A 13,964-nucleotide genomic window follows, 5' to 3' on the forward strand; every position below is an offset into this window, starting at 1 on the left:
GCGGGCGGGACTCCGCTCCCGGTCCGGTGGCGGAGGCTCCCGTCGCGTGCCGGTCGGCGGAGGACGCCTCAGCGGGGCCCGGCGTTTCGGAGGGGCCCCGCCCCGCCGAGGGCTCCTCCGGCTCCGCGGAGCCCGGCGACGACGAGGCGGCCGCGGCGGGCGAGGCGTACGGCTGGGCGTAGGGACGGCGACGGCCGGCGGCGGGCGCCCGGGAGGAGGCGGGGAGATCGGCCTCCTCCGGAGCGGGAGCCGCGAAGGGCGGCGCCACCCAGGGGGAGGAGAGCGGGAGGCCGCGCGGACGGCCGTCGGAGGGACCGGGAGGGAAGTGCTGGATCGTCGGCGGAGAATGGGGGCTCGGAGGCTCCTGGGACAGGTCGGGCCTGCGGAACCCGTGCGGCTCCTGAGACTGCTGGGACTCCGTTCCGTGCGGCGTTCCGCCGGACGCGCCGCCGCCGTCCACCGACCGTTCTCGCGAGCGCGGGTCGTGAGGGCCCGAGGCCACGCTCAGCACCTCCTCGAAGGAAGCCTACGCATCCGGATCCGCTGATTCCGGACCGTTCCAGTCGTCTTCAACGCCCGACCGCAATCCCTTATGGAAACGGCAAATCGCACGCGACCCTACTACTACCCCGTCCCATCGAAACGATCACCTCTCGCCGTCGCGCGACCCCGGCGGGGCGCCCCATCCAGAGCAACACGCCGGAGCCCTCCTGGCGAGACCTCTCTAGCGAGATTCGTGGGCCCGGTGCCGGATTCGTCACCGCCAGAAATGACAAATCCGATTTAGGCCACTCCTGGGGAGCACGGGAATCTCCCCTCTCCGTCCCAGTGCGCATTACTTCACAGACGCCACGGCCGGTGGGAGCTTTCATGAGGGCAGGAAACCCCGACCCCAGGGAGCGAACATGAAACGGCTGGGGCCCGTACTCACGCTGGCGGCCGGCGCGGCGACGACCGTCGCGCTCGGCGCGCTCAGCGCCACCACCTCACCGCCGGCCCGGGACGCCGGCGCGGCGGGCGGGCCCGCCGCGGTGGCCGAGGCCACCTCGGAGGCCTCGGCCGCGCCCGCACCGTCCAGGACCGCCAAGCCCGTCCCCGCCAAGGCCGACTACGCGGGCCGGGTCCGGGGCAACGGCGGCCTCATCGCCGTCTCCATCCGCAACGGCAAGGCCGTCGGCTACTTCTGCGACGGCAGGGTCGAGGCCTGGCTCCGGGGGAAGGCCGCCGACGGCAGGGTCGTCCTGACCGGACCGGAGGGAGCCTCCCTCACCGCCGCGCTCGGCGGCGGCAGGGCCACCGGGACGCTGGAGTTCGGCTCGAAGGAGTGGGACTTCACCGCGCCGACGGTCAAGAAGCCGTCGGGCCTCTACCGGGCCAGCGCGATCGTCCGCGGCGCGAAGGTCCGGGCCGGATGGATCTACCTCGCCGACGGCACCCGCGTCGGCCTGACCCTGGTCGACGGCGCGCCCGCCGACGTCGCCGTCCCCGAACCCGGGGAGAACGCGACCGTCAACGGCGAGCAGGTCGATCCCAAGGACGTCGACGAGTTCATCGAGGAGTTCTGATGAGCGGCACCCCAGCGAACGGCACGGCGGACGGCACGACGGACGACACGCAGGCCCTGCGGACCCCGCCCCGGCAGAACCTCGCCCCGCTGCTCGTCCCGCTCGTCGTCGGCGGGCTGGTCGCGGTCGCGCTCGGCGTCTACGGACGCGCCCACACGCCCACCGGCTTCGCGGTCGGCCCCGCCGGGTTCTCCGGGCCGCTGGCCATGAAGTCCTGGCTCACCACCGGCGCGTTCCTGCTCGCCGGGGTCCAGGTCTTCTCCGCGCTGGTGATGTGGGGCCGGATCAAACTGGACGTGCCGTGGATCGGCGCCCTGCACCGCTGGTCGGGCCGGGCCGCGTTCCTGCTGACGATCCCGGTGGCCTTCCACTGCCTGTACGCGCTGGGCGCCCAGTTCGACGTGACCCGCGTGCTGGTCCACTCGCTGCTGGGCTGCTTCTTCTACGGCGTGTTCACCGCGAAGATGCTGGCCCTGCCCAAGCGCGGGCTGCCCGGCTGGACCCTCCCGCTGCTCGGCGGGCTGGCGTTCACCGCGCTGGCCGGCCTCTGGGTGACCTCGTCGCTGTGGTTCTTCACCACGATCGGGGTCAAGCTGTAGGCGGGGCGCGGGCCGCCGCGGTGCTCCGCCGCCGTCGGAGTCAGGCCGCCGCGGTGCTCTCCACCGTGCTCCGCCGCCCTCGGGGTCAGGCCGCCGGCGGGGTGAAGGCGGTGGTGCGCGGCAGTCCGGCCGCGCGGCCCTTGGCCGCCACCACCAGCGCCATCTTCCGGGACGCCTCGTCGATCATCTCGTCGCCCAGCATGACCGCGCCGCGCCGCTCCACCGTCGTGTAGTACTCGTACGCGTCGAGGATGAGCTCGGCGCGGTCGTAGTCCTCCTGGGACGGCGAGAAGACCTCGTTGGCCGCCTCGATCTGCGTCGGGTGGAGCACCCACTTGCCGTCGAAGCCGAGGGCCGCCGAGCGCGCGGCCACCCGCCTGTAGCCGTCCAGGTCCTTGATCGCGAGGTAGGGTCCGTCGATCGCCTGCAGGTCGTGCGCGCGGGCGGCCATCAGGATGCGCATCAGGATGTAGTGGTAGGCGTCGCCCTCGGTGTAGCCGGGGGGCTGCTCGCCGACGACCAGCGTCCGCATGTTGATCGAGGCCATGAAGTCGGCGGGGCCGAAGACCAGCGTCTCCAGGCGGGGCGACGCGGCGGCGATGGCGTCCACGTTGACCAGGCCGCGGGCGCTCTCGATCTGCGCCTCGATGCCGATCCGGCCGACCGGCAGCCCGTTCGCCCTCTCGATCTGGGTCAGCAGGGTGTCCAGCCAGGCCACCTGCCCGGCGTCCTCGACCTTGGGCAGCATCAGGCAGTCGAGGAACGCCCCGGCGCCCTCGACCACCTCGATCACGTCCCGGTAGGTCCACTGCGTGGACAGGTCGTTGACCCGTACCACCCGGACCCGGCCCGACCAGTCGCCCTCGCGCAGCGCGGCCACGATGTTCCCGCGCGCCTCCTCCTTGGCCAGCGGCGCGACGGAGTCCTCCAGGTCGAGGAAGACCTCGTCGACGGCCAGGCCCTGCGCCTTCTCCAGGAACCGGGGGCTGCTGCCGGGGACCGCCAGGCACGAACGTCGGGAGCGCATGGCCACACCGTAGCGGGCGCCCGGCAGATTCCGCGGGCGGGGGCGCTGTCGCGCCCGCACAAACTCCGACCCCTGTTTCTTGGCGCACCCCTTGAGCGGACCACGGGCCGGATGTCCGAATAATGGGGAGCACGCTTCGGCAAAGGGAGACGAAACGATGGCAAACGCTTCTCCGGCGGCTCAGCCCGCCGTACTGTCCGACCTCATCCCGGGTTCCCGGGTCCGCGACGCCGCGCTCGTCGTGGGCGGCGCCGCCCTCACCGGCCTGGCCGCCCAGCTCGCCTTCCCGATGTGGCCGGTCCCGGTCACCGGCCAGACCTTCGCCGTCGTGCTGGTCGGCGCGGCCCTCGGCATGAACCGCGCGGCGCTGAGCATGGCCCTGTACATGCTCGTCGGCATCGCGGGCGTGCCGTGGTTCGCGGGCGGCGCCTCCGGCTTCGGCGGCCCCACCTTCGGTTACGTGCTGGGCTTCATCGCCGCCGCCGCCCTGGTCGGCAGGCTCGCCGAGCGCGGCGGCGACCGCACGGTCGCCCGCACGGTCGGCACGATGGTCCTCGGCAACCTGACGATCTACGCCTTCGGCCTCCCGGTCCTCATCGCCACCCTGGGCCTGGGCCTGGGCGAGGCGCTCGCCGCCGGTGTGATCCCGTTCCTGGTCGGCGACGCGATCAAGATCGCCGTCGCGGCCGGGCTGCTCCCCGCCGCGTGGAAGCTCGCCCGCCGCTGACCCGTCCCGATCGTGTACGGCCCGCGCCCGGGGCTCGCAAGGGCGCGGGCCGTACATTCGTGTCATGAGTGTGATCGAGGAGGGCGCGAAGAAGTCGGGCGTGCTGTGGCTCTCGCTGGACCGGCCCCGGCTGGCCTGGCACACCTGGCACGACGGCGCGATCTACGTGGTCACCGGCGGCGGCGAGCAGTCGCTGCCCGGGCTGGCCGAGGCCGGCCGGGTCCAGGTGACGCTGCGGAGCAAGGACAACGGCGCGCGGCTGGTCGCCTTCGACGCCTCGGTGGAGGTGGTGGACCAGGCCGAGGCCGCCGACGCGGTGGCCGCGCTGGCCAAGGACCGGCTCAACGCCGCCGACGGCGCGGGCCTGACGGCCCGCTGGGCCGCCGAGTCCCAGGTGGTACGGCTCACGCCGCGGTGACCGGTCCCCGGCCGCGCACGGCCCGCCTCCCGGCCGCGGGCGGCCCGCCTCCGCGATGACCGTCTCCGGGTCAGAGGGGGTCCACCCACACGATGACCGCCTCCGGGTCGGAGGCGGTCCACCTCCACGGTGACCGCCTCCCGGTCGCGGGCCGTACGGCTCACCCCGCCGCGACCGGCTCCGCCACCTCGCCCGTCCGGGCCGGCAGCTCGGCGGTGGCCCGCTGGGCGAGGTAGGCGCCCGTCAGGACGATGAGGCCGCCGAGGATCTGGAAGGCGCCCAGGGCCTCGCCGATGAGGAGCCAGGCGATCACCGCGCCGGCGATGACCTCCAGCGAGGCGACCGTGGAGCCGACCGCGGCCGACAGCCGGCGCACCGCGGTGACGCCGAGGATGTAGGCGGCGACCGTGGCGATCAGGATCATCCAGAGCGCCGCCGCCGCCACCGGCAGGACGGGGGCGTCCGGTGACGGCGAGACCGCGTCGCCGAACGCCCGCCACGGGATGTCCCACGGCCGGGAGACCGGGACGAGCACGACCGCCGCGCCCACCAGGCCCCAGGCGATCAGGCCGAGCGGGTCGACGTCGTCGCCGAAGCCGTCGCTGAGCAGGAAGTACCCGGCGCAGCACGCCGCGGCGCCGAAGGCCAGCAGCAGGCCGAACGGGTCCAGGCTCAGGCCCGACCAGACCTCCACCACGATGCCGAGCCCGGCCACGGCCACCACGGCCCCGGTGAAGGCCGCCCGCGGCAGCCGTACCCTGCGGACGAAGCGCACCCAGAGCACCACGAACACCGGCGCGGTGAACTCGATCAGCAGGGTGACGCCCACCGGCAGCCGGGTGATCGCCGCGAAGTACAGCGCCTGCACGCCCGCCACCGCGACCACCGCGTAGGCGCCGAAGAACGGCAGCCGGGCGCGCGGGATGCGCAGCGCCCGGGGCCTGACCACCGCCAGGATGCCGACGAGCAGCAGCCCGGCCCCGGCCATCCGGACCCAGACGGACTCCAGCGGCGCCAGTCCGCCGCCGCCGAGGTACTTGGCCATCGGTCCGGAGAACGCGAAGCACCAGGAAGACGCGAACGCGATCAGCAGGCCGGCACGCCTCATGTGACACCATCCATGTAACTACCGTTCAGGGGATTTGATGCTGTCATGCCGAGGAGGCCAGGGCAAGAAATGTCCGGCATGTGAGCGTGCCTCGGCCCCCTGTCCCGGACCACCGCCTACGCTTCGAATGTGAGGATCTTCATCGCCCGGCTCGCCGGCACGCCCGTCTTCGACCCGGCCGGGGACCAGATCGGCCGGGTGCGGGACGTGGTGGTGACCGTCGCCGGGTCCGCCCCGCCTCACGTCCACGGCCTGGTGGTGGAGATGCAGCCGCGCCGCCGGGTCTTCCTCCCGATCACCCGCGTGCTCACCGTCGAGGCGGGCGCCCTGGTCTTCAGCGGCCGGCTCAACATGCGCAGGTTCGAGCAGCGGGCCTCGGAGACCCTGGTCATCGGCGAGATGCTCGACCTGTCCGTGGAGGTCGACGGCGAGCGCATGACGGTGCTCGACCTCGCCATGGAGAAGACCCGCACCTCCGAGTGGATGATCACCAAGGTCGCCCTGGCCAGGAGCGGCGGGACGCTCGGCCTGCGGCGGCGCGGCGCGAGCAGGATCGTGGACTGGCGCGAGGTCAGGGGCTTCAGCGCGGTGCAGAAGGACCAGGGCGCGGCGAGCCTGCTGGCCGCCTTCGAGACCATGCGCGCGGCCGACCTGGCCAGCGCCCTGCACACCCTGTCCGACAAGCGGCGGGTCGAGGTCGCCTCCGCCCTGGACGACGTACGGCTGGCCGACGTGCTGGAGGAGCTCCCCGAGCGCGACCAGATCGGCATCCTGAGCCGGCTGCACCCGGAGCGGGCCGCCGACGTGCTGGAGGAGATGCGGCCCGACGACGCCGCCGACCTGCTCCAGGACCTCTCCCCCGAGCAGGCCGAGGCGCTGATGGCACTGATGGAGCCCGAGGAGGCCGCGCCGGTCCGGCGGCTGCTGGTCTACCCCGAGAACACCGCCGGCGGCATCATGACCTCCGAGCCGCTGATCCTGCCCCCGACCGCCGCCGTCGCCGAGGCCCTGGCGGTCATCCGGCAGCAGGACCACATCCCGGCCGTGGCCACGCAGGTCTACGTGACCCGCCCGCCCGTCGAGACGCCGACCGGCAGGTTCCTCGGCCTGGTGCACTTCCAGCGGCTGCTGCGCGAGCCCCCGTCCACCCTGCTCGGCACGGTCATGGACGACTCGCTCGACCCGATCAGGCCCGACCTCACCCTGAGACAGGTGACGTCCTACCTGGCCACCTACGATCTGGTGGCGGTGCCCGTGGTCGACGACGCCGGCCGGCTCGTCGGCGCGGTCACCGTGGACGACGTGCTCGACCACCTGCTTCCCGGCGACTGGCGGGAAGAAGAGGACCGCGGAGGGAACCCGTGACCGAACGGCTCGACCAGCCCCGCGAGCTGGGCCTGCGCCTGCGCCCGCACTACGACCCGGAGGCGTTCGGGCGGCTGTCGGAGCAGATCGCCCGCTTCCTCGGCACCGCGCGCTTCATCGTCTACATGACGGTGTTCGTCGCGGTCTGGATCCTGTGGAACGTCTTCGCCCCGCAGGGCCTGCGCTTCGACCCCTTCCCGTTCATCTTCCTGACGCTCATGCTCTCGCTCCAGGCCTCCTACGCCGCCCCGCTGATCCTGCTCGCGCAGAACCGGCAGGACGACCGGGACCGGGTCCAGAACGAGCACGACCGCAGGGCCGCCGAGCGCAACCAGGCCGACGTCGAGTATCTGACCCGGGAGATCGCCGCGCTGCGCATCGCGCTCGGCGAGGTGGCCACCCGCGACTACCTGCGCTCGGAGCTCCAGCACCTGGCCGAGGATCTCCGCGAGGCGCGCGGGCCGTACGAACCCGTTCCGGTCCGGCCGAAGAGTCCTCGCTGAACCGCCGGGGCCCGTCCCGTCCGGGAGCACGGCCGGCGGCGCCCCGGTGGGAGCCGCGCCGCCGGGGCGTCTCCGGCCGCTATCCGGCGGCCTCCGGGAACAGCTTGTTCAGCATGGCCGCGCACTGGCGCAGTTCGTCCTCGTCGAACACGTCCAGGAACCGGCTGCGGATGCCCCGCAGGTAGGTGGGGGCGGCCTCGGCCAGCCGGTCGGCGCCGGCGTCGGTCAGCACCGCGAACAGGCCCCGCGCGTCGCTGGCGCAGGCCTCCCGCTCCACCAGGCCGTCGCGCTGGAGCCGGTCGATGAGCCGGGTCAGGCCGCTGCGTGAGAGCAGCACCCGCTCGGCCAGGTCGTTCATGCGCAGCCGCCGCCCGGGCGACTCCGCCAGCTGGTTGAGCACGTCGTAGGAGGCCAGCGCCAGGTCGTGGGCGACCATCAGGTCCGCCTCCAGCAGCCGGGTGATCCGCACCTGGGCCCGCTGGAGCATGCGCCAGACCTCCAGCTCCTCCGAGCCGATGGCATCTCTTGACTCGCCCGCCGTCAGGGTCACGCAGTAACCTTAGAACGTTGCACACGCATCTACATAGCGAATTGTCCGGATCGCGCGACGAGGCGCCCCTGGACCCCCGCCCCGGCGGGTAACAGGACGTCAAAGACGCCTCCGCGGCACCGAGCACCCGGAATTCTTCGCACGCCTCCCGGGTTCATACGATGGACCCGCCCGAGGAACGCCCGGACGACACACAGACAAGGAGGGACGGCATCCCCCGTCGCCCTCACCGGTGGCGGTCTCGTGCCCACACTTCGATGGCACCTACCCCGGAACTCGTGACGGCCGCTCTCGCGACCGTCAACGACCCTGAGATCCGTCGGCCGATCACCGAGCTCGACATGGTCAAGAGCGTCGACATCTCCCCCGAAGGGGTGGTGCGCGTCGGCATCTTCCTCACGGTGTCGGGCTGCCCCATGAAGGACACCATCACCCGCGACGTCACCGCCGCGGTCTCGCGCGTCGACGGGGTGACCGGCGTCCAGGTCGAGATGGACGTCATGAGCGCCGAGCAGCGCAAGGAGCTGCAGACCAAGCTGCGCGGCGACCGGGGACCGGAGAAGGAGATCCCCTTCGCCAAGCCCGGTTCTCTGACCCGCGTCTTCGCCGTCGCCTCCGGCAAGGGCGGCGTCGGCAAGTCCTCCGTCACGGTGAACCTCGCCGCCGCCATGGCCTCCAACGGGCTCAAGGTCGGCGTGGTGGACGCCGACATCTACGGCCACAGCGTGCCCCGCATGCTGGGCGTCTCCGAGCGGCCCACCAAGGTCGAGGACATGATCATGCCTCCGGTGGCGCATGACATCAAGGTCATCTCGGTCGGCATGTTCAAGCCGGAGGGCAACACCCCGGTGGTGTGGCGCGGGCCGATGCTGGACCGGGCGCTGCACCAGTTCCTCGCCGACGTCTACTGGGGCGACCTCGACGTCCTGCTGATGGACCTGCCGCCGGGCACCGGCGACATCGCGATCTCGGTGGCGCAGCGCATGCCGTCCGCCGAGATCCTCGTGGTGACCACCCCGCAGCAGGCGGCCGCCGAGGTGGCCGAGCGGGCCGGGTCGATCGCCGCGCAGACCCACCAGCAGATCGCCGGCGTCATCGAGAACATGTCCTGGCTGCCGTGCCCCCACTGCGACGAGCGGATCTCGGTCTTCGGCGAGGGCGGCGGCCAGTCCGTGGCCGACGCGCTGACCCGCACGCTCGGCGCCCGGGTGCCGCTGCTCGGCCAGGTCCCGATCGACATGCGGCTGCGCGAGGGCGGCGACGAGGGCAAGCCTCTCGTGCTCACCGACCCGGACGCTCCCGCCGCGGCCGAACTGCACCGCATCGCCGCGGGTCTGAGCAAGAAGTCCACCAGCCTCAAGGGCCTCCAGCTCGGCATCTCCCCCACCCGGGGCCGCTGAGCGGGCGTCCGCCGGTCCGCGGTCCGCATCCGCGGAGGCACTGCACGGGCAGAGCGCGGCACGGGAAAAGGAGGCGTCCCCACCGGGGACGCCTCCTTTTCGCTTTCCGTGTCCTCCTGTGGCCGCGGCCTGTGCCGTGCCTCAGGTGGCCTCGGAGTCGTACGGCGGGATCTCGCCGTAACCGAGCTCCTCGGCCGCCTCGGCCGCGTACGACGACGGGGCGTAGGCGGGCGTGGCGAGCGCCGCGGCGGAGGCGGCACCGTTCCAGTCGTCCTCGAGGTCGGCCGTCAGGTGCTTGCGGACGAAGTTCTTCGGGTTGAGGTCCGCCGGGTCGAAGTCGGCGAACTCCGGCCCCAGCCCCACCCGGAGGTCGTCCTTGGCGTTGTTGGCCATCCGCCGCAGGTTGCGCAGCGTCCGGCCCGCCTGCGCGGCGGCCTGGGGGAGCTTCTCCGGCCCGAAGACGAGCAGGGCGATGACCACCAGTGCCGCGACCTCAAACCACCCGAGTCCGAACACGGCGATCTCCTAGCGGCTCAGCGCGAGGGAGTGCCCGGCGGATGCGGCCCTTCTCGAGCGCGGGTTCACCGGACCTCCCCTTCAAGGTCAGCGCTCCGGGACGGGTCCCGGAGCGCTTCCAGACTAATGCCCCCGACCGCGCGGACGCTCCCGCGGAGCGCTGGTCAGGAAGGCCGTGGCGTGGGCGTGGCGCGATCGGCCTGCACGATCACGGTGGTCGTCTTCTCCTGCCCGCCCCGCTGGAACTTGACCTCCAGCCTGTCACCGGGAGCCCTGCCCCGGACCAGCGCGATCAGCTCGTTACCGTCCTGCAACGTGAGGCCGTTGACCTCCAGGATGACGTCGCCGGGCTTGAGGCCCGCCTTGTCCGCCGCCCCTCCGGGCGAGACCGGCGCCTGGCCGTCCTGCGCCTCGCTCCTGATCCGCACCCCGGTGCCCTGGTAGGCCTGGTCGATGAGCACGCCGATCCGCGACTTGCTCGCGGAGCCGGTGGTGACCAGCTCCTCGGCGACCCGGCGGGCGTGGTTGACCGGGATCGCGAAGCCCAGGCCGATGCTGCCGCTCTGACCGCCGACCTGCCTGCCGAGGGTGGCGATCGCCGAGTTGACGCCGATCACCTCGCCGCGCGCGTTGACCAGCGGGCCCCCGGAGTTGCCGGGGTTGATGGCGGCGTCGGTCTGGATCGCGCTGAACCAGGTGGTGTCGGAGCTGTTCTCCTCCCCCGCCTGGACCGGCCGGTTGAGCGAGCTGACGATGCCGGTGGTGACCGTGCCGGTCAGGCCGAGGGGGGAGCCGATCGCGATGACCGGGTCGCCCACCACCACGTTGTCGGAGTCGCCGAGGGTGATCTCCGGCATGCCGAAGGTGTCGTCCGGCTTGACCACGGCCAGGTCGGACTCGGGGTCGCGGCCGACGATCCTGGCCGCGGTGGACTTGCGGTTGTTGAACTGGATCTGGATCTGCCCGCCGGTCGCCGCGGCCGCGACGACGTGGTTGTTGGTCACCACGTAGCCGCCCTTGATCAGGAAGCCCGAGCCGGTGCCCGCGCCCCCGCCGGCCTCGACGGCCAGGGAGACCACGCTGGGCAGCACCTTGGAGGCCACGCCCGCGACCGACTCCGGCGGCCGGGCGGTGGAACCGCCGGAGGCCGCGGGGATCCGGTAGGACGGGTCCACGCCCGAGCCGCTCGGCCGGGTGAGGAGGTAGGTGCCGACGCTGCCGAGCGTCGAGGCGAGCAGCGCGATCACCACCGCGAGGGCGACGAGCGTCCTCGTGCCCGGCCCGCGCTGCCCGGCGGCCGCCGTGGCGCCCGCAGGGCCGCCGGGCGGCGGAGGCGGGGCCCAGCCGGGCCCCATGCCGAACGCCTGCGGAGGCGGGGGCGGCGGAGCCGTCAGGACCGCCGTGTGGCCGGAAGCCTGTCCGTACGGCGGGCCCGCGACCGCGGGCTCCGGGCGCGGGCGGCCCGAGGGGTCGCCCCAGCCGCTCTCCTCCGGCGCGTCCACCCAGCCGTCCTGGCGCTGCTGCGCGACCGGGGCCGCCGGCTGCTCGCGGCTCCACCCGCCCGGCGCCGGCGGCTGCCCCAGCTGGCTCCACCCCTCGTCGCCCGGCCGCCCGCCGCCGTGGAGGCCCGTGGTCTCGCCTGCGGGCAGGAAGTCGGGCCGCGAGGACTCCGGAGCCGGGCCCCGCCCGCCGCTGAAGTCCGACGGCGCACGTCCCTCGGCATCGTGCGCCTCGTGGGTGCGGGGATCGTCGGTCGTCATCGGATACTCACTACTCCTTAGCCTCGTATGAGGCCGCTCGCCGGCGGCAGCCAGGCAATCTTCCCCGGAGCTGCATACGAGAGACATAAAGCGCGGTTTGCCCGTCCGGATGCCTCGGATACCAGTATCCCGGAGACTCGCCGTGCACGAGCCGCGACCCCGGCACCCCGCCCGGCGGGACCTCGGAAACCCGGAAACACGGCCGCCCGCCACCGGCTCCGGGGGCGGGACGCCTCCGGGGGCCCGGTGACGGGCGGGCGGATCACCTGGCGGGCGACGGCGTCAGCGAGGGGACGGGCGTCGCCGTACCGCCGCGGTGCACCGTGTTCGCGGGGCTCCCGGGCTGGTTGGCGAACATGTCGACCGGCGGCACACGCGGGTTGGACTCGGCGCCCCCGACGACGAACAACGTGCCGAGCGCCACCGCCGCGGAGGCGAACCCCACGGCCACGTAACCCGCCCGGCGCGACCGCCGGGCTCCGCCGGCCCGGCCGCGCGGCCGGTTGTCCGGCGGCGCGATGCTGTGCATGCTCGGGATCGGCGCCCCCCCGAAGGTCCGGGGGGCGGGGAAGGGCCGCTCCCGCGGCGGCAGCGGGCCGCCGGGCTCGGCCATCCGCAGCAGCGAGACGGTCAGGTCCATCGGCATCGACGGCCCGTCCAGGGACCGCAGCCGGCTCTTCAGCGCTCGCACGGCGTCGACCTCGGCGCGGCAGTCGGCGCAGAAGGCCAGGTGTGACAGGGCGCGGTCGCGCTCATGGTGGTTCAGCTCGCCGTCGACGAGCGCGGAAACGCGTTCTCCGAGATGACTCATGCCGACTCCTTGCCGAGCGGCTCGTCGTGGCAGTCGCCCTTGGTGATCGGGTCCGGTCCGGGTCCTCGTCTCGCGTGCACGCTTTCGCCCTCGGTCCCGGTCCGTCGCTTCGAATGCCTGTGGTCTGTCATGCGAACTCCTCCCCGCGGGTGATGGTCGGGGGGGATGGCTCGCTGCGGGGCGCGCGGTGCTCCAGCGCGTCTCGCAACTGCGCCCGGCCGCGATGGATGCGGCTGCGGACGGTGCCGAGCTTCACGCCGAGCGTCGCGGCGATCTCCTCGTAGGAGAGCCCCTCGATGTCGCACAGCACGACGGCGGCGCGGAACTCGGGGGCCAGCGCGTCCAGCGCCGCCTGGATGTCGGCGTCCAGGTGGGTGTCGTCGTACACCTGGGCGGGGGACGGCTCGCGCCCGCGCAGCCGCTCGGCCGCGTCGTCGGCGAACCCCTCGAACCTGATCCGCTGCTTGCGCCGCGCCATGTCGAGGAACAGGTTGGTGGTGATGCGGTGCAGCCAGCCCTCGAAGGTGCCGGGCGTGTAGTTCGACAGGGACCTGAAGACCCGGACGAACACCTCCTGGGTCAGGTCCTCGGCGTCGTGGACGTTCCCGGTCAGCCGGTAGGCCAGCCGGTAGACGCGCGCCGAGTGGGTCCGGACGACCTCGTCCCAGGTGGGAGGCTTCCAGTCGGACACGGGAGCATCCACCTGGTGGTCGGGCTCGTCCACCAGCACCCCTCTCTTCGGGACCACCGCTATCGCCATAGTGCCTGGTTTCGTCCCTTCGTGCGCGCTCACTACCCACAGGACCGGCAAACGCCGCTTTAATCCATGCAACGTCCCGCCCGGGGCATGAGTTCCCGATCCGGGCCTCCTCCCTTAGGCTGCGACCCAGCGCCCATGCGACTGTGCACGAGAGAGCGGGAGGAGAGGCCGATGGCAGAGACGCCGACAAGTCCGTTGGAGGCCACTCTGGCCTATGCCGAGGACTTCCACCCCGAGGACGAGATCCTCCGCCTCGCCCGGCAGCGGAGCCTGGAGGTGGGGATCTCCCCGACCTCGCCCAGCGGCGGCGCCGCCCTCTGCTTCCTCGCCAGCGCCGTCAACGCCCGCGCCGTGGTGGAGATCGGCACCGGCTGCGGGGTGTCCGGCCTGTGGCTGCTCCGCGGCATGCGCCCCGACGGCACGCTCACCAGCGTGGACGTGGAGCCCGAGCTCCAGCGCCTGGCCCGGCAGAGCTTCGCCCAGGCGGGCTTCTCCGGCGGCCGCGTCCGGCTGATCACCGGCCGGGCCCTGGACGTGCTGCCGCGCCTGTCCGACGGCGGCTACGACATGGTCTTCTGTGACGGCGCCATGCAGGAGTACGGCGACTACCTGGCCGAGTCCGTCCGGCTGCTGCGCACGGGCGGCGTCGTCGTCTTCGACAACGCCCTCTGGCACCACCGGGTCGCCGACCCCGCCCGGCGCGACCCGGACACCGTCGCCGTCCGCGAGCTGGGCAAGCTGGTCCGCTCCGACGAGCGGCTCCGCCCCCTGCTGCTCCCGCTCGGGGGCGGCATCCTCGCCGCGGTCAAGCTCGCCGGCTGACCCGGCGGCCGGCCGAGTCCCGGCAGGCCACGG

At 73.1% G+C, this 13,964-nt stretch carries 16 protein-coding genes; 8 read left to right on the top strand and 8 right to left on the bottom strand.

The features are described 5' to 3' along the window. Nucleotides 1–905 precede the first annotated feature (905 nt). Together HS048_RS33625 and HS048_RS33630 are read left to right on the top strand one after the other, a co-directional pair. Nucleotides 906–1,565 carry a hypothetical protein gene (locus HS048_RS33625; protein WP_068901368.1) on the top strand — a complete coding sequence of 220 codons (660 nt, stop codon included), beginning with the start codon at nt 906–908 and terminating at the stop codon, nt 1,563–1,565. Then, on the top strand, nt 1,565–2,164 hold the full coding sequence (locus HS048_RS33630; protein WP_196469871.1) for a DUF6529 family protein: 600 nt from the start codon (nt 1,565–1,567) through the stop codon (nt 2,162–2,164). Before HS048_RS33625 ends, HS048_RS33630 begins: the two co-directional genes overlap by 1 nt. 85 nt (nt 2,165–2,249) lie before the next feature. Here HS048_RS33630 and HS048_RS33635 read toward each other — a convergent pair whose 3' ends face one another. After that, nucleotides 2,250–3,191, bottom strand: a complete 942-nt coding sequence (locus HS048_RS33635; protein WP_196469872.1) for a CoA ester lyase — start codon at nt 3,189–3,191, stop codon at nt 2,250–2,252. Between the two features lie 157 nt (nt 3,192–3,348). Here HS048_RS33635 and HS048_RS33640 point away from each other — a divergent pair, with 157 nt between their 5' ends. Both HS048_RS33640 and HS048_RS33645 read left to right on the top strand, forming a co-directional pair. Beyond that, a complete protein-coding gene (locus HS048_RS33640) occupies nt 3,349–3,918 on the top strand; it encodes a biotin transporter BioY (RefSeq protein WP_196469873.1) in 570 nt (189 codons plus the stop codon). A 64-nt stretch (nt 3,919–3,982) separates the two neighbouring features. Then, on the top strand, nt 3,983–4,336 hold the full coding sequence (locus HS048_RS33645; RefSeq protein ID WP_196469874.1) for a hypothetical protein: 354 nt from the start codon (nt 3,983–3,985) through the stop codon (nt 4,334–4,336). Between the two features lie 160 nt (nt 4,337–4,496). On the opposite strand, the gene HS048_RS33650 is transcribed toward HS048_RS33645, so the two are convergent. Continuing rightward, nucleotides 4,497–5,444, bottom strand: coding sequence for a DMT family transporter (locus HS048_RS33650; RefSeq protein WP_196469875.1), 948 nt, complete (start codon nt 5,442–5,444; stop codon nt 4,497–4,499). Between the two features lie 129 nt (nt 5,445–5,573). On the opposite strand from HS048_RS33650, the gene HS048_RS33655 reads away from it, so the two are divergent. Next, nucleotides 5,574–6,809 (top strand): magnesium transporter MgtE N-terminal domain-containing protein, encoded by a 1,236-nt coding sequence (locus tag HS048_RS33655; RefSeq protein ID WP_231647537.1) that lies wholly within the window; start codon nt 5,574–5,576, stop codon nt 6,807–6,809. Beyond that, nucleotides 6,806–7,312: a DUF1003 domain-containing protein gene (locus HS048_RS33660; RefSeq protein WP_153054511.1), complete on the top strand. Its 507-nt coding sequence runs from the start codon at nt 6,806–6,808 to the stop codon at nt 7,310–7,312. The genes HS048_RS33655 and HS048_RS33660 overlap by 4 nt, the downstream gene beginning before the upstream one ends. A gap of 79 nt (nt 7,313–7,391) precedes the next feature. On the opposite strand, the gene HS048_RS33665 is transcribed toward HS048_RS33660, so the two are convergent. After that, nucleotides 7,392–7,862 (bottom strand): MarR family winged helix-turn-helix transcriptional regulator, encoded by a 471-nt coding sequence (locus HS048_RS33665; RefSeq protein WP_196469876.1) that lies wholly within the window; start codon nt 7,860–7,862, stop codon nt 7,392–7,394. 257 nt (nt 7,863–8,119) lie between these two features. Here HS048_RS33665 and HS048_RS33670 point away from each other — a divergent pair, with 257 nt between their 5' ends. After that, complete coding sequence (locus tag HS048_RS33670; protein ID WP_068901354.1) at nt 8,120–9,262, top strand: Mrp/NBP35 family ATP-binding protein; 1,143 nt, start codon at nt 8,120–8,122, stop codon at nt 9,260–9,262. A gap of 141 nt (nt 9,263–9,403) precedes the next feature. Here HS048_RS33670 and HS048_RS33675 read toward each other — a convergent pair whose 3' ends face one another. The 5 genes from HS048_RS33675 to sigE all read right to left on the bottom strand — a co-directional run bounded on the left by HS048_RS33675 (nt 9,404) and on the right by sigE (nt 13,109). Continuing rightward, the gene (locus HS048_RS33675; RefSeq protein ID WP_191895322.1) at nt 9,404–9,778 is read right to left on the bottom strand and encodes a sec-independent translocase; all 375 of its coding nucleotides are present in this window, start codon (nt 9,776–9,778) and stop codon (nt 9,404–9,406) included. 164 nt (nt 9,779–9,942) lie between these two features. After that, a complete protein-coding gene (locus HS048_RS33680) occupies nt 9,943–11,538 on the bottom strand; it encodes a S1C family serine protease (RefSeq protein WP_196469877.1) in 1,596 nt (531 codons plus the stop codon). A gap of 262 nt (nt 11,539–11,800) precedes the next feature. Then, the gene (locus HS048_RS33685) at nt 11,801–12,349 is read right to left on the bottom strand and encodes an anti-sigma factor (RefSeq protein WP_068901350.1); all 549 of its coding nucleotides are present in this window, start codon (nt 12,347–12,349) and stop codon (nt 11,801–11,803) included. Continuing rightward, nucleotides 12,346–12,480: a hypothetical protein gene (locus tag HS048_RS38365; protein WP_255529847.1), complete on the bottom strand. Its 135-nt coding sequence runs from the start codon at nt 12,478–12,480 to the stop codon at nt 12,346–12,348. Before HS048_RS38365 ends, HS048_RS33685 begins: the two co-directional genes overlap by 4 nt. After that, nucleotides 12,477–13,109 carry an RNA polymerase sigma factor SigE gene (gene sigE / locus HS048_RS33690; RefSeq protein ID WP_068901348.1) on the bottom strand — a complete coding sequence of 211 codons (633 nt, stop codon included), beginning with the start codon at nt 13,107–13,109 and terminating at the stop codon, nt 12,477–12,479. Before sigE ends, HS048_RS38365 begins: the two co-directional genes overlap by 4 nt. 171 nt (nt 13,110–13,280) lie before the next feature. Between sigE and HS048_RS33695 the strand changes: the two genes are divergently transcribed. Beyond that, nucleotides 13,281–13,931 (top strand): O-methyltransferase, encoded by a 651-nt coding sequence (locus tag HS048_RS33695; protein ID WP_191895319.1) that lies wholly within the window; start codon nt 13,281–13,283, stop codon nt 13,929–13,931. The last annotated feature ends 33 nt before the right edge of the window (nt 13,932–13,964 follow it).

Source organism: Planomonospora sp. ID91781, from assembly GCF_015711595.1.
GTDB classification, from domain to species: domain Bacteria; phylum Actinomycetota; class Actinomycetes; order Streptosporangiales; family Streptosporangiaceae; genus Planomonospora; species Planomonospora parontospora.

Excerpts from the sequence above, each read along its gene's own strand:
- HS048_RS33680 (WP_196469877.1), bottom strand. The coding sequence starts at position 11,538 with ATGACGACCGACGATCCCCGCACCCACGAGGCGCACGATGCCGAGGGA.
- HS048_RS33625 (WP_068901368.1), top strand. The coding sequence starts at position 906 with ATGAAACGGCTGGGGCCCGTACTCACGCTGGCGGCCGGCGCGGCGACG.
- HS048_RS33685 (WP_068901350.1), bottom strand. The coding sequence starts at position 12,349 with ATGAGTCATCTCGGAGAACGCGTTTCCGCGCTCGTCGACGGCGAGCTG.
- HS048_RS38365 (WP_255529847.1), bottom strand. The coding sequence starts at position 12,480 with ATGACAGACCACAGGCATTCGAAGCGACGGACCGGGACCGAGGGCGAA.
- HS048_RS33695 (WP_191895319.1), top strand. The coding sequence starts at position 13,281 with ATGGCAGAGACGCCGACAAGTCCGTTGGAGGCCACTCTGGCCTATGCC.
- HS048_RS33670 (WP_068901354.1), top strand. The coding sequence starts at position 8,120 with ATGGCACCTACCCCGGAACTCGTGACGGCCGCTCTCGCGACCGTCAAC.
- HS048_RS33635 (WP_196469872.1), bottom strand. The coding sequence starts at position 3,191 with ATGCGCTCCCGACGTTCGTGCCTGGCGGTCCCCGGCAGCAGCCCCCGG.
- HS048_RS33630 (WP_196469871.1), top strand. The coding sequence starts at position 1,565 with ATGAGCGGCACCCCAGCGAACGGCACGGCGGACGGCACGACGGACGAC.
- HS048_RS33645 (WP_196469874.1), top strand. The coding sequence starts at position 3,983 with ATGAGTGTGATCGAGGAGGGCGCGAAGAAGTCGGGCGTGCTGTGGCTC.
- HS048_RS33650 (WP_196469875.1), bottom strand. The coding sequence starts at position 5,444 with ATGAGGCGTGCCGGCCTGCTGATCGCGTTCGCGTCTTCCTGGTGCTTC.
- sigE (WP_068901348.1), bottom strand. The coding sequence starts at position 13,109 with ATGGCGATAGCGGTGGTCCCGAAGAGAGGGGTGCTGGTGGACGAGCCC.
- HS048_RS33640 (WP_196469873.1), top strand. The coding sequence starts at position 3,349 with ATGGCAAACGCTTCTCCGGCGGCTCAGCCCGCCGTACTGTCCGACCTC.